This window comes from Vibrio sp. Scap24 (assembly GCF_013394185.1).
Classification (GTDB): domain Bacteria; phylum Pseudomonadota; class Gammaproteobacteria; order Enterobacterales; family Vibrionaceae; genus Vibrio; species Vibrio pomeroyi.
Genome location: NZ_CP041332.1, coordinates 2885967 through 2898402, shown reverse-complemented (window position 1 = coordinate 2898402; position 12436 = coordinate 2885967). Strand labels below are relative to the sequence as shown.

Sequence of the window (12436 nt, the reverse complement as noted above, 5' to 3'; positions counted from 1 at the left end):
ATTACCTATATAACGGGCTTGAAAGCACGGCGGCTTTCTACGGCCTGAATAAAGAGAATAACAATGAAAAAGTCGATTCTTTCAGCAGTGATCCTGACAGCACTTACTTCGGGTTCTGCTTTTGCTGCACACACTTTTACCAATGACGCGGGCGACAGCCTGACTTTAGATGGCCGTTTTGACGTTCGTTACCAAGACAAAGGTGGCGACCATAATGGCGAATGGAACAGCGGTAGTTCTCGTTTCGGCCTTAAAGGTCAAATGGGACTAGACAACGACTGGACTGGCTTTGGCCATGCCGAATGGGGTTACAACTCAGGTGCTAACGGCGACAATATTTACGACCGACTTCTATACGCTGGCGTGGAGCACGAAAAATACGGCAAGATTGCTGCGGGTACTAAGCAATGGTCGACCTTCTACGATGTGGCTTGGTTTACCGATATGGGTCGCGTATTTGGTTCACGTGGCTCTGGCTACTACAACCTATCTGACTGGGGTATTGCTTCTGGTACAGGCCGTGCCGAGAACTCAATCACCTACCGCAACAACATCAATGACAACTGGAAATACGGCTTCACTTACCAAACCACTCGTGAAGATGTTGGCCTAGCTGACGGTTTAACCGCAACGCTGAAGAACGGTATGGGTGCATCAACGCTTTACACTGTGATGGATGGCTTAACCATTGGTTTGGCTTACCACCAGAATGAGTTTGATGATGTTGATGCCGGCGTGCAAAACATCAAAGACGGCGATACACAGCGCATCGGTTTGTTGGGTGTGAACTACACCAATGATGGCCTATTTGTTGGTTTCACCTACAGCCAAGGCTCAAACTGGGAAACCACCAGCCAAGCTGAATTCTACGACCACCGTGGTGCTGAATTCTTCACGTACTACCACTTTGAAAACGGTCTGCGTCCAACCTTTAACGTTAACTACTTAACGGATACAGACGACAACGCTAACGGCTACGAGCGTCAACTGATCATCCCTGGTCTTGAGTACCACTTTAAGAAAAATAAGTTCTTAGTGTGGACTGAATACCAATTCGACAACGGCAACGACAAGTCGGTGGGTAACCGTTACGAAAACAGCGATGACCAATTCGCTGCAGGTATTCGTTACTACTTCTAATGACTGAATGAGGCGTTAGATAAGTAAAAAGTATTGAACAACACTGTCCAACTAAAGCTCTACAATATGCTTATGCATGTACGTAGAGCTTTCTTTTGGGTCATACCCAAGGTAATACCCAACAATCTCAATTAGCCCTTATCTTTCAGAACATTCTCATGCATTGCTTTTTTGAATACGTACCTATCTATGATACTCTGTAGGCCGTTAAATTGGCTTAAAAGCATGGTCTATGAACTCACCAAAACACTCCACGGCGTCAAAGCCAACCGTTACTTCAAAAGATGTCGCTAAGCTCGCTGGCGTTTCTCAATCTACCGTTTCTCGTGTATTTGTTCCGGGCAGTTCGGTATCAGAAAAGACCAAGCAGAAAGTATTTGAAGCTGCGAAAGCACTCAACTATCGACCGAATGCCTTTGCTCGAAGCCTAACCACCAACGAGTCTAAATTGATTGGTTTGGTCTTCCCCGATGCTGATTACCCCATTCACATGAAGACCCTGCAGCTCATCTCTACTGAGTTACAAAAACAGGGCTATTCTGCGGTGCTTATTCCGTGGCAAGTCGATGGCAATGACAACCACTCGATTCCTAACATCTTCCAGTATCGAGTTGATGGTGTGATTGCCGCTTCTGCGACGTTCAATAAGTCGCTTTATGAAGAGTGTGAAGAGTTCGACATCCCTATTGTTCAGTATGCTCGTGTAGTTGAAGGCACTAAGAGCAGCCATGTGGTGAGCGATAACTATGCAGCAGGCCAAGTTGCTGCTCAGCATTTACATAGCGTTGGAACAAAGTCCGCGGTTTACCTGACAGGTAACGTACCGACTTACACCAATGGCGAACGTGAAGCGGGATTTTGTTCAGAGTTCGAAGACCTAACAGGCAAGCAAGCTCGTGTTATTGAAGCGGATTATGACTACCTTGATTCACTGGATACGATTCGCGCTCTGTTTTCTGAGCCAGAACAACCACAAGCGATTTTCTGTGCGACAGATAACCTCGCGATGGCGGTTATGGATGTAGCGCGTTTAGAGTTCAATCTACGTATCCCTGAAGATCTGCAAGTGATTGGTTTTGATGATATTCCACAAACTCAGTGGCTGAACTACCAACTCACCACCTTCAAGCAAGATTTCAGACGCCTTGCCCGCGAGTCAGTGAAAATTGTCGTTAGCCAGATTCAAGAGCAAGACACCAGCTTGGTTAAATTGATGGTGCCAGTGAAGTTCATAGAGCGAAAAACAACGCTAAAATAGAGCCAAGTTTTAGACGCATTCCAATAAAAATCCCGCTCACACAGAGCGGGATTTTTTATGATATTTAACTAATTCCCCACACCACCGGTTTTCTCAGCCGGAGATTCAGGTGTTACTGGCGGCCACTCTTCGAAGGTTGCTAAGTGTTGCTGAATAGCGGCTTGGGCAGGGCCAAACGCCCACATCTTCTGTCCCATCCACTTCAAATACATTCCAGATTCTTCAGCTGCTCGTTCGTAAGGGTCACGACGCAAGTTAAACAGTAGTGGTGCATTAAGCTCTTCTTTAGGACCACTCCAACCGTGATTCTGAACCACGAAGTGCGCTTTCCAATCTCCAACTCGAACGGCTTGTAGCTTGTCTCGTTCGTAGTAGTAAATCTCTTTACGATTCGACTCGCCTTTTTCCGTCAACATATCGACTTGGTTGTAACCATCGAGATGTGCTTTAAAACCATCATGACCTTTCAACATTTTCTCTTTCAGATCTGTTGGGCCACCCGCCGCTGCAATCAGTGTTGGTAACCAATCCATACCGTCAAAGATGCCATTGCCGACACTGCCAGCAGGGATTTTACCCGGCCAACTCACCAATGCAGGCGCACGAACACCACCTTCCCATGTTGTGCCTTTTTCGCCATGGAACGGTGTCATACCGCCATCTGGCCATGTCATGATTTCAGGACCATTATCGGCCGTGAAAATGATGATGGTGTTATCTGCAATGCCGAGTTCTTCCATTTTGGCAAGCATCTCACCAACGTGATCATCGAGATCTTTCATCACCACTTCTTGCAGTCCCCACCCGTTCTGGCCAAGCATGGCTTCATACTCTTCCGAAAGGTGCGTCCAAACGTGACCTCGTGATGGGCAATACCAAGTAAAGAATGGCTTCTCCGCTTCAACCGCCCTTTCGATAAAGTTGATAGCGTGTTTGTTGACTTCATCATCCAGTGTACGCATACGCTCAATCGACAGCGCACCATCATCCTCGATGGTTTGTCCGCCCTTACCATCCGCTCTTGAATAGATCACGTTACGAGGTGCAAAGGCATCTAACGAACCGTCTTTTGGCCAATCCGGGTCTTCGGTGTATTCCATCGCATTCAAGTGATACAACCAGCCCCAATACTCATCAAAACCGTGCATTGTCGGAAGGAATTCATCTCGGTCGCCTAAATGGTTTTTACCAAACTGCCCCGTCACATAGCCCATGCTCTTGAGCATTTCTGGAAGCGTTGGGGTATCCGCACTCAAACCCACAGAGCCACCCGGTAATCCAACAGAGTGCATGCCCGTTCGTACTGGTAATTGCCCAGTTAAGAAGGCGGAACGACCCGCGGTACACGATGGCTGAGCGTAGTAGTCGGTAAGTAGCATGCCTTTTTCGGCAATGCTGTCGATATTTGGTGTTTCGCTGCTCATCACGCCATTGTGATAGGCACTCAGGTTTGAGATCCCCACATCATCAGTGAAGATAACAAAGATATTTGGCTGCTCTTGAGCTGACCATGCTGATAGCGAAAAGCTACTCAGCACACTCAGGATAAGAAGATGGAAAATCCTTTTCATAAAATGTCCTTATACTGTTTCAGATTGCTCGTTATGAACCATTTTTAAACCGACTAAACCAAAGCCCAGCTCCAAGATCAGATAGACGAAAAGTAGCCAATGCGGCATGCCATCCAATACCAAGCTGATGACTCGTCCGGCAGCCAAACCCAACATGAAAACCACCAAACTATAAAGCGCTGGCAGTCGATACTTTTTGATCAATGCGCCACCGATCCAAAACAGAGCCAACGCCAAATAAAGCCCCATCACAGCGCGAAATATATGTGTCACGTTAATCGGACTCGCATCGATCCCGAAAAGGTAATTCATAGAAATAGCCGGTGCAAAGCCGTACGACAATGCAATGGGTGTTAAACCCAGAACCGCGACTAACAAGAAAATACTTTGTGGCTTCATATCCTTACTCTCAAAATTTGGCTCTTTAGAAAAAACATAGTCTACAATCAGAGATATACAAGTTGCATATATGAAAAATGGATAATGAATACATACATTTATAGTATGTGTTCTTCAAACCGGATAAGGATATCAATATGGTTAAATGGCATTACCTGATCACACCAATGTTAGTTGTCAGTTCAACCGTTATTGCTCAAGAAGCAAGCTCAGAAACGAGCATGAAAAAATGGCAGCACAGCATTGAGATCTATGCTCAAGCTCTGAATATTCGAGGTAACAGCACTATCGGTGGATTGCCGCCTACTGATGTAGATGTTGATCCTGAATTCATCATGGATAATATCGATATGGGTGCAATGTTGCGGTTGGAAGGCGTTTACGACAATCAATGGGGTTACTATGTAGACTACAGCTACATGAAATTGAGTGGTTCAGCTGGCTTGGTTCAAGGCGCGAGTAACGATATTCTTAAAGGCAGTATTGATATTAGACAAGGTGTTCTGGAGGTTAAAGGTTTCAAACGCTATCAATACGATCTTGGCAATATTGATTATATGGCAGGAATACGTTGGTGGGACAACGACATAGATACGAGACTCTATAAACCTGGAGGCGTTACAGACATAACTAAATCGTTAGACGAAGATTGGATCGATTATCTTATCGGTGTTCGATGGACCAAAGCACTCAACAAAAATTGGACCGTACACACCAGCCTAGACGTCGGGCTTGGCAGCGATACCAACTTCACCAGTTCATTACTTACCGGGGTTCGCTATCAAATCAACGACTGGTCAGATTTAAATATCGCGTACAAATCCACTTGGGTTGATTACGAAAACAAAGGCACTTATGAATACGATACAGCGACACAAGGTTTCTTAGTGGGGTGGGCTGCTCACTTTTGATCCAACCTTAGCGGGTGATTGATGAAGCTATCACGCTAGGTTTCACATGAGACGTTTAATACTTATTAAAATGTTGCCTCCACATGATCTAAGCTCCGGCGATAACTCAATCGCTGGAACTCACTCCAACGAATGTGAACCACTCCATTAAAAAAAGAAAAACACCTATAAATCAAACACAAAGACTCACCAACGTACCAGTCACAGATCTAAAAAAATATCTTTTTTGAACTAGAAAACCGGTCTTCAGATTTTGATTAATTTAATCTTTATTGAATATCTCACACAGCATTCGAACAGTGTTTTTTATTTTTAAAATGTCGTTAAAATCCTCTCCCGAAATATACAAACTTCGGAGAATAATATGAAAAAACTACGCTTAGCGGTGCTTATAGCGATTGCCGCTATGACAACTAACTCAGCTTTTGCATCCAATGAAATGTATGTATTGGGTGGTGCAGGTGTGGATAGCGGCGACATTGGCGCTCAGTTCACACTAGGTAGCCAGATTGTACAAAGTAACTGGTATATTGAATCGACATTACTGGTTATCAGTACAGATAATAAACATACTCAATCTTACGACGATACTTGGCGACGTACAGAAGAAGAGTTTGATTCTTTGATCGTTTCATTAGCACCTATGTATAAGCACAGCTTCAACGAAAACTTCTCTATTTACGGTAAAGCGGGGGCTCTCTACACATACTCAAATACCAAATTGGTGTTCAGCTCTAATAATAGTTATGACGTTCACAAAGGATCACATGATGACCTAGGTCTAACCTACGGTATAGGGGCTGAATACAAGTCATTAAAACCGGTATTTGGTCATTCAAAATTTGTCACTCGAGCGAGCTTTGACTGGTATGAATTTGGTGGGACTACTGGTCGGAACCTTCCTGAATCGGTTCTGGGTATACAAGCTGGCTTAACCTTTTAAGCGTTATAATACCATTAAGATAAGTAAGCCTTGTGCTAAACAGGGCTTATTTAACGACACACTCTTTCTTCATGATCGTTAGACCAGCATCGAGAGTCTGCGCCCACGCTTGTTCAACTTGATCATTATAGTGTGGGTCGTATTTCTTGACGGTATTCAGTAATGAGTGAAACCACTCGTTGAGCTCTTGTTCAGAAATGTCCATCCCGAGATCTTTGTGTTGCTTACCAAGCCTTTTTACAGAGCTCCGCACACTGGGTAAACCAGAAGAGTTATAAATCAGGATGATTGAGGCCTTGAGCATCTTAGTTTGTTGCTCTAGTCCTATGTTTTCAAAACGCTCTGAAAACCTAGGGTTATGCTCACAGAAATCAGCCAAGAATGTTTCTAGGAATTCTTGGTCGATTCTGCAACGCTCAAAGCTCTCATAAAACAGTTCGTTTGGTGTCATCTAGACAATCCTTTGCAATGGTTCGTTCGCACTGAACAACCGAGATGACTTAATTATACGCCACTGTGGCATAAAATAAACTATGCCTTAAACCGAACTGAGGCATAACGTGAACTGAGGATTAAGGAGAGCTAAGGCATAAAGTGAGTTGCACAGATCTTGTTTCCATCAGGATCTCGCAAATAAGCCATGTAAAGTCGACGCTCGTCAGAACCTCTCGCTCCCGGGCCATTTTCAATGCTCGTGCCACCATTTTCTACGCCAACACGATACCATTCGTCCACTAGCTCAGGGGAAGATGCTAGGAAGCCGATCGTCATACCATTGCCGTGCGTTGCTGGCTGACCATCAATCGGTTTGGTTAAACCTAATACACCAGTTTGGCTCACGTAAATGCAGCGACCTTTAGGGTCAACAGAACCTTCGCTGTAACCAAGCACCTTCATGATTGGGTCATAGAAAGACTTCGCGCGTTCAATATCTTCGGTTCCAAGAAAAACATGGCTGAACATAACTAACCTCTTCTTATAGTGAAAGAACCACCTAAACTAGACCTATAATTCGTGTTTGTCTAGGCACGCTATTCGGTCATAATTGCAACCTAACCCAATCGTCGATAGTGGCTCACACATCGATGAGGCTTTACTATAAACGATTCGTGACATGCCTGCATTTGCTCACCGACTCGCTCAAAGTGAGCAATAACCCAGCCCATATTAGCTCAGTTTACGCTGGGCTAATCTAAGTCGCTTAGTCCAACATAGCCAAAAGAGTCTAACCATGAAACTGATACTAAACGCCGATGATTTCGGCCTCACAGAAAGCGTGAACCTTGGCATCATCGACTGCTTTAAAGCGGGTATGGTCAAATCCACCACCATCATGATGAACCAACCAGGCACACAACATGCCATCGAACTGTACCACAAGGGTCTGGTTCCTGAAGTGGGGCTGCATTTTACGGTCACCGCTGGGAAACCACTGACGTCGCCAGAGCTGGTTCCGAGCTTGGTCGACGAACACGGCAACTTCTTTAGCAACGTGACCCTGTTCGATAAATCAGATGTGAATGAAGATGAAGTAATACTCGAACTCAACGCACAATACCAAGCTGCTATCGATGCGGGTTTAAAGATTAATCATATCGATAGTCATCACTTCGGCGGCGTCTTTCAACCTCTTAAAGCTGCGTTTGCTCGATCTGCCAATAACATCGGCCTGCCCGTGAGACGAATCGACAATATTGTGAGCGGGCAAGATTCACTTTTAGTACCAACGCCAGATGCGTTTGATATACGATTTTTTGATGACGGGGTTTCACTAACCGGTTTGCAAGATTTGCTGTTGAGCCACCAGTCCATGATGCCTAACGGCACAGTCGAGTTAATGTGCCATCCCGCGCTTTTTGCCAGTGACGAACTGAGATCACTGTCTAGCTATCTTACTAAGCGAGTGGAAGAACACGCCTTATTGACGAACCCGGCCTTACGACAGTGGCTCTCTGACAATGGTATTGAATGTATTGGATTCGATCAGCTTTAAGCTAAGGTTTTAATCTAGGCTAATCAACAATGCGCTGAGCGCCCTGCCCTTGGTCATGCAGGATGTCTTCAGGGTTTAATAGGTGGCATTTCTGCATGCTCAAACAGCCGCAGCCGATACAACCGGTTAGGTTTTCTTGTAGTGAACGGATCTGTGCCATCTTGCTGTCGAGTTGTCCTTGCCATTTCTTCGCCACTCGCTCCCAATCACGCTTGGTTGCAGTGTGGTTCATCGGCAAACTAGACAGCTCTTCAGTGATCTCTTCAAGCGTAAACCCTATTGACTGGGCGACTTGAATCAGCGCAATTCGACGCAGCATCGCAGATTGATAACGGCGCTGATTACCATTGGTTCGAATAGAAGCAATTAGCCCTTTGGTTTCGTAAAAACGCAGCGCTGAAGGTGCTACGCCACTGCGCTCCGAGAGTTGACCAATCGTTAAATACACGATGTTTTTCATGTTGTTACTTCCCTTTTCGAATATCCAATACACTTAAGAGCACTATACAAAGCTCAGCATATAAAACAGCAGAGTTCACTTTAACTTTAGGTCTAGATCTGAATTTAGGTAAATCTCTCACCGAGGATTGATAACTGATATCTACAATAATCGATTATGTCTTCGCGGTATGATTACCATACATCTCATCAAAGCCCGCAATACCAAGCTCCCAAATTGGCTGTTCTTCCCCGACTATCGATTTCAATGTATCGATGAACAGCTTGGTTTTTATCGGCGCGTCTCGATGAGGATAAACCGCATAAAAGGTACCAAAATCATCCAATGCCAAATGCGTCATGATAGGCACTAACTCGCCCTTTGATATTTCATCAGTAATCATTTGTGCCGTGACCACCGCTAAGGTATTGCCTGTTAGCGCGCTCTTCGGAATCATCTCCACATCATTCACCTTATAGGTCGCGTTGAGCTGAAAATGCTGTGTATTTCCCTTATCATCGCTGTAGGAAAATTTGTCGATCACCAAGCCCGGTGCGGCATAGATGGTAGCAGGCAATGACTCGAGCTTTTCGATAGTGTCAATTGCCCCATGTCTCTCGATGAATGCAGGGGACGCGACAATCAAGAGTCGGCTTCTCGCTATCTTGCGACTGATTAAGCTAGAGTTTTTAGGCTTGCCAATACGAAAACCAATATCAAAACCTTCTTTGACCATATCAACGATGCGATCTTCGAGTCTCAGTTCAAAATCCACATCCGGATACTGTTTCTGAAACACTGATATTGCCTGCTGAACATATTGCCTGCCAAACATGGTAGAGCTCGTAATTCTTAACAGGCCTCTAGGCTCGGAATGGTAGTTCTGTGCCAAGCGTTGTGTGTCATTGAGCAAGGCTCGCAATTGATGAGCTTGGTTGACCATCTCGTTGCCTGCTGCCGTGAGCGACAAAGAGCGAGTGGTTCTGTTCAACAGTCGAACATCGAGCTCTTCTTCAAGACGACTGATCTGTTTAGAGATAACAGAACGGTCAACGTTCCTCTGCTCCGCAACTTTAACGAATGAGCCTAACTCAACCACTTCCAGCAACAATAATAAACGACTTGATGTATCCATAACGACCTTTGTTGCATTTAAAGCACCAATTAAGTGCCAATATGACTATTTTTCTCATCTTATTACAAATCTATAGTAGCTGCACATAACGGAGACAACATTCAGTCCCAAATAATTAGAGGAAACAAAGATGACACTACTATCTATTACTAATCAAAATGGTATCGCTACGGTATCAATCAACAATCCACCAGTGAACGTATTAACTTTTGATTTAATTAATGAAATCAATGAGTTTGTTCTTTCGCTAAAAGATGACCGCGATACTAAAGTGGTGGTATTCAAATCACTGCATGCTGAGTTCTTCCTAGCTCATTTAGATCTTAATGTGATCAACGGCACTCAAGGTGGACAGGCTGGCTCAATCGAATTCAACCACATGATTGAAAACATCAAAGCGATGAAACAAGTCTCTGTCGCTGTTGTTGATGGTGTTGCTCGTGGGGGCGGTAATGAGTTTGTGATGGCGTGTGACCTTGCTTATGGCACTGAAAACTCAGCGTTCGCACAACCAGAAATTCATGTAAACATCCCAACAGTTGGTCAAGGTGCGGTACAGTTTGCAAGACGCATGGGCAAAAACAAAGCACTACAAGCCCTATTGCTAGGTAACGATTTTACGGCGCAACAAGCTGAAAGCCGCAATATCATTACTCAGTTCGTGCCAAAAGCAGAGCTTGAAGATTTCTTAGCGGCAACGCTAGGTGTGATCAGCCAATTAGAAGTACGTGACATCGTGATGTACAAAGAGATCATCGCAACCTCAATCAAAGATGAGCAAGCGGGCGCAGAGCTAGAATTGCGTTACTTCTTAGAGCGTGCAAAAGAGCAAAAAACAACAGCCATCATTGCCGCATTTCTAAAGCACGGCGGTCAAACTGAGCGCGAAGCGAAAGACATTCAAGGTATCTTCGTTGATACCGCCGCTGAGTTATCAAACTAATACAGCACCTAAGGCAGCCATGACGTTATGGCTGCCTTCTGCATTTAAGACCTACCCGCTCACTGCATGAAGCGAATGAACTGAGTGCGCTAAAACCACTTAACCGATCTTTTTCATGATCATCTTAAGATTGTCGATCATCTCTAGGTTGGTCATCTCACCCGTCTCCACATCGAAGTTATCGTAGAAGCTAGGAACAGACATTGAACCTTTCACATCGGCATCGAAGTAAGGCGCTGAGTTAACCGCAGAAGATAATACCGAAGTCGCACCACCAGGGCCCGGAGAGGTAGCCAGCATTACCATAGGTTTGCCTTGGTACACTTTCATATCGATGCGCGATGCCCAATCAAATACGTTTTTAAAGGCCGCAGTGTATGAACCGTTATATTCCGCAAAGGAGATCACGACTGCGTCTGATTCTCCGATTTTGTCAAAGAAGCGTTGAGCGTGTTGATGAATGCCCGAGTCTTGCTCTCTTTTCTCGCTGTAAATTGGCATCTCGAAATCATTAAGGTCGAGCACCTCGACTTGCGCGCCTTCGACTAAACCTGCGGTGTACGCTGCAAGTTGTTGGTTAATTGATGTTGTACTGTTGGTCGCGCCAATCGCTAATACTTTCATTATTTATCCTCAAATTTGGTTAGAAACATTTCTTTAAAAGTGAAAAAGGTACGTTGAGGGTTAGCCCAAAGTAAGTTTTTAGGGCTGCAAAGTAAGACGCCTCGTCCTCTAATGACCACTCTTCGGTAATGCCGTTTTTGGTCACTTTGATGGTTTGGTTGAGTAGCGTGACAATCCCATCTTCAATAGGCAGCGCCGCAATACAGTTCGATGTAAAAATCGATTTCGGGCTATTAGATGTAAAGAAGTTGCTCGACTCTAAATCGTTCGCACACACGTGAGTCATGTCTAGGCTGTATACCTTCATCCACTCTTCGCCCTGCTTAATTTGCAGTAGCAAGCCGTATAGCTCGTCTTCTACGAAGCGGAAGGTTTGTAAGTCATTAGATTGTTCCAGACCGGTTTCTAGCAGCAATGGAGCTCGAGATGTAAAGGTGCCAAACCCCGCATCCACCAACCACTGCTTGTCATCAATAGTCACCATGGTGACTCGATGGCTGCGTCCTGTCGGCTCGCCAGCTAGGTGAACACGGCCAAGCAAGCTTTTGGCTTCAAAGCCCAAATGGGTGAGCACGTTCAACAACAGTCCATTTAACTCTTGGCAGTAACCGCCTCGCTGATTTAGCACTAGCTTTTGATGCAGAGCCTCTGCTGAAAGCTGAATCGGTAAACCCTGAATCACATCAAAGTTTTCAAACGGGATACTTCTGTGTTGATGTTGATGAATCGCCTTTAGGCTTTCGATTGTGGTGTCGCTTGGCTGAGATAAGCCGATTCTTGAAAAATACTCGGTGATTTGACGTTGTTCCATTCCTAACCCCTGATTCGTTTTCATCACCTAATGACTGACGTCTTCCAAGCTTACAACGCTCAAAAATGACAAGGTGATTGCTTATGTTTTTCGATTGGGGAGGATGATAAAACCTCAAGTTAACTTGAGGTAAAGCGATATTTTCAAAAAATAGAAAATAATCTAAAAGTGCTGATAAAGCAGATAATTACGACAGGTTAAGTATAGCGCTGTATGACACAGGTAAAAATAAGCACACCCACAAATGCAGTAGGTGCGCTTTATCGAAA

14 protein-coding genes are annotated in these 12436 nt (G+C 44.8%); 6 read left to right on the top strand and 8 right to left on the bottom strand.

From position 1 onward, the window contains the following. Positions 1–63 precede the first annotated feature (63 nt). Together FLM53_RS12980 and FLM53_RS12975 are read left to right on the top strand one after the other, a co-directional pair. Positions 64–1140: a porin gene (locus tag FLM53_RS12980; protein WP_132787379.1), complete on the top strand. Its 1077-nt coding sequence runs from the start codon at positions 64–66 to the stop codon at positions 1138–1140. Positions 1141–1372: 232 nt separating this feature from the next. Continuing rightward, the gene (locus FLM53_RS12975) at positions 1373–2398 is read left to right on the top strand and encodes a LacI family DNA-binding transcriptional regulator (protein WP_132787381.1); all 1026 of its coding nucleotides are present in this window, start codon (positions 1373–1375) and stop codon (positions 2396–2398) included. Positions 2399–2466: 68 nt separating this feature from the next. Here FLM53_RS12975 and FLM53_RS12970 read toward each other — a convergent pair whose 3' ends face one another. Next, a complete protein-coding gene (locus FLM53_RS12970) occupies positions 2467–3969 on the bottom strand; it encodes an arylsulfatase (RefSeq protein ID WP_176681702.1) in 1503 nt (500 codons plus the stop codon). Between the two features lie 9 nt (positions 3970–3978). Beyond that, a complete protein-coding gene (locus tag FLM53_RS12965) occupies positions 3979–4368 on the bottom strand; it encodes a DUF4345 domain-containing protein (protein WP_176681703.1) in 390 nt (129 codons plus the stop codon). Positions 4369–4505: 137 nt separating this feature from the next. Here FLM53_RS12965 and FLM53_RS12960 point away from each other — a divergent pair, with 137 nt between their 5' ends. Both FLM53_RS12960 and FLM53_RS12955 read left to right on the top strand, forming a co-directional pair. After that, entirely contained in the window at positions 4506–5279 is a 774-nt protein-coding gene (locus FLM53_RS12960) for a DUF481 domain-containing protein (RefSeq protein WP_176681704.1), read from the top strand. Between the two features lie 364 nt (positions 5280–5643). After that, a complete protein-coding gene (locus tag FLM53_RS12955) occupies positions 5644–6222 on the top strand; it encodes an outer membrane protein (protein ID WP_176681705.1) in 579 nt (192 codons plus the stop codon). 46 nt (positions 6223–6268) lie between these two features. Here the strand turns inward: FLM53_RS12955 and FLM53_RS12950 are convergent, their stop codons facing one another. Both FLM53_RS12950 and FLM53_RS12945 read right to left on the bottom strand, forming a co-directional pair. Further along, positions 6269–6673, bottom strand: coding sequence for a globin (locus FLM53_RS12950; protein WP_017631184.1), 405 nt, complete (start codon positions 6671–6673; stop codon positions 6269–6271). 131 nt (positions 6674–6804) lie between these two features. Next, the gene (locus tag FLM53_RS12945) at positions 6805–7185 is read right to left on the bottom strand and encodes a VOC family protein (protein WP_176681706.1); all 381 of its coding nucleotides are present in this window, start codon (positions 7183–7185) and stop codon (positions 6805–6807) included. 268 nt (positions 7186–7453) lie between these two features. Between FLM53_RS12945 and FLM53_RS12940 the strand changes: the two genes are divergently transcribed. Continuing rightward, positions 7454–8215 carry a carbohydrate deacetylase gene (locus FLM53_RS12940; RefSeq protein ID WP_176681707.1) on the top strand — a complete coding sequence of 254 codons (762 nt, stop codon included), beginning with the start codon at positions 7454–7456 and terminating at the stop codon, positions 8213–8215. A 19-nt stretch (positions 8216–8234) separates the two neighbouring features. Here FLM53_RS12940 and soxR read toward each other — a convergent pair whose 3' ends face one another. Together soxR and FLM53_RS12930 are read right to left on the bottom strand one after the other, a co-directional pair. Next, complete coding sequence (gene soxR, locus FLM53_RS12935) at positions 8235–8675, bottom strand: redox-sensitive transcriptional activator SoxR (RefSeq protein ID WP_008220909.1); 441 nt, start codon at positions 8673–8675, stop codon at positions 8235–8237. A gap of 154 nt (positions 8676–8829) precedes the next feature. After that, positions 8830–9789, bottom strand: coding sequence for a LysR family transcriptional regulator (locus tag FLM53_RS12930; protein ID WP_176681708.1), 960 nt, complete (start codon positions 9787–9789; stop codon positions 8830–8832). A 130-nt stretch (positions 9790–9919) separates the two neighbouring features. Between FLM53_RS12930 and FLM53_RS12925 the strand changes: the two genes are divergently transcribed. Next, positions 9920–10732 (top strand): enoyl-CoA hydratase/isomerase family protein, encoded by an 813-nt coding sequence (locus tag FLM53_RS12925; RefSeq protein ID WP_176681709.1) that lies wholly within the window; start codon positions 9920–9922, stop codon positions 10730–10732. Between the two features lie 99 nt (positions 10733–10831). On the opposite strand, the gene FLM53_RS12920 is transcribed toward FLM53_RS12925, so the two are convergent. Both FLM53_RS12920 and FLM53_RS12915 read right to left on the bottom strand, forming a co-directional pair. Further along, the gene (locus FLM53_RS12920) at positions 10832–11356 is read right to left on the bottom strand and encodes an NADPH-dependent FMN reductase (protein ID WP_176681710.1); all 525 of its coding nucleotides are present in this window, start codon (positions 11354–11356) and stop codon (positions 10832–10834) included. A gap of 19 nt (positions 11357–11375) precedes the next feature. Further along, positions 11376–12167, bottom strand: coding sequence for an arylamine N-acetyltransferase (locus tag FLM53_RS12915; protein ID WP_176681711.1), 792 nt, complete (start codon positions 12165–12167; stop codon positions 11376–11378). Between the last annotated feature and the right edge of the window lie 269 nt (positions 12168–12436).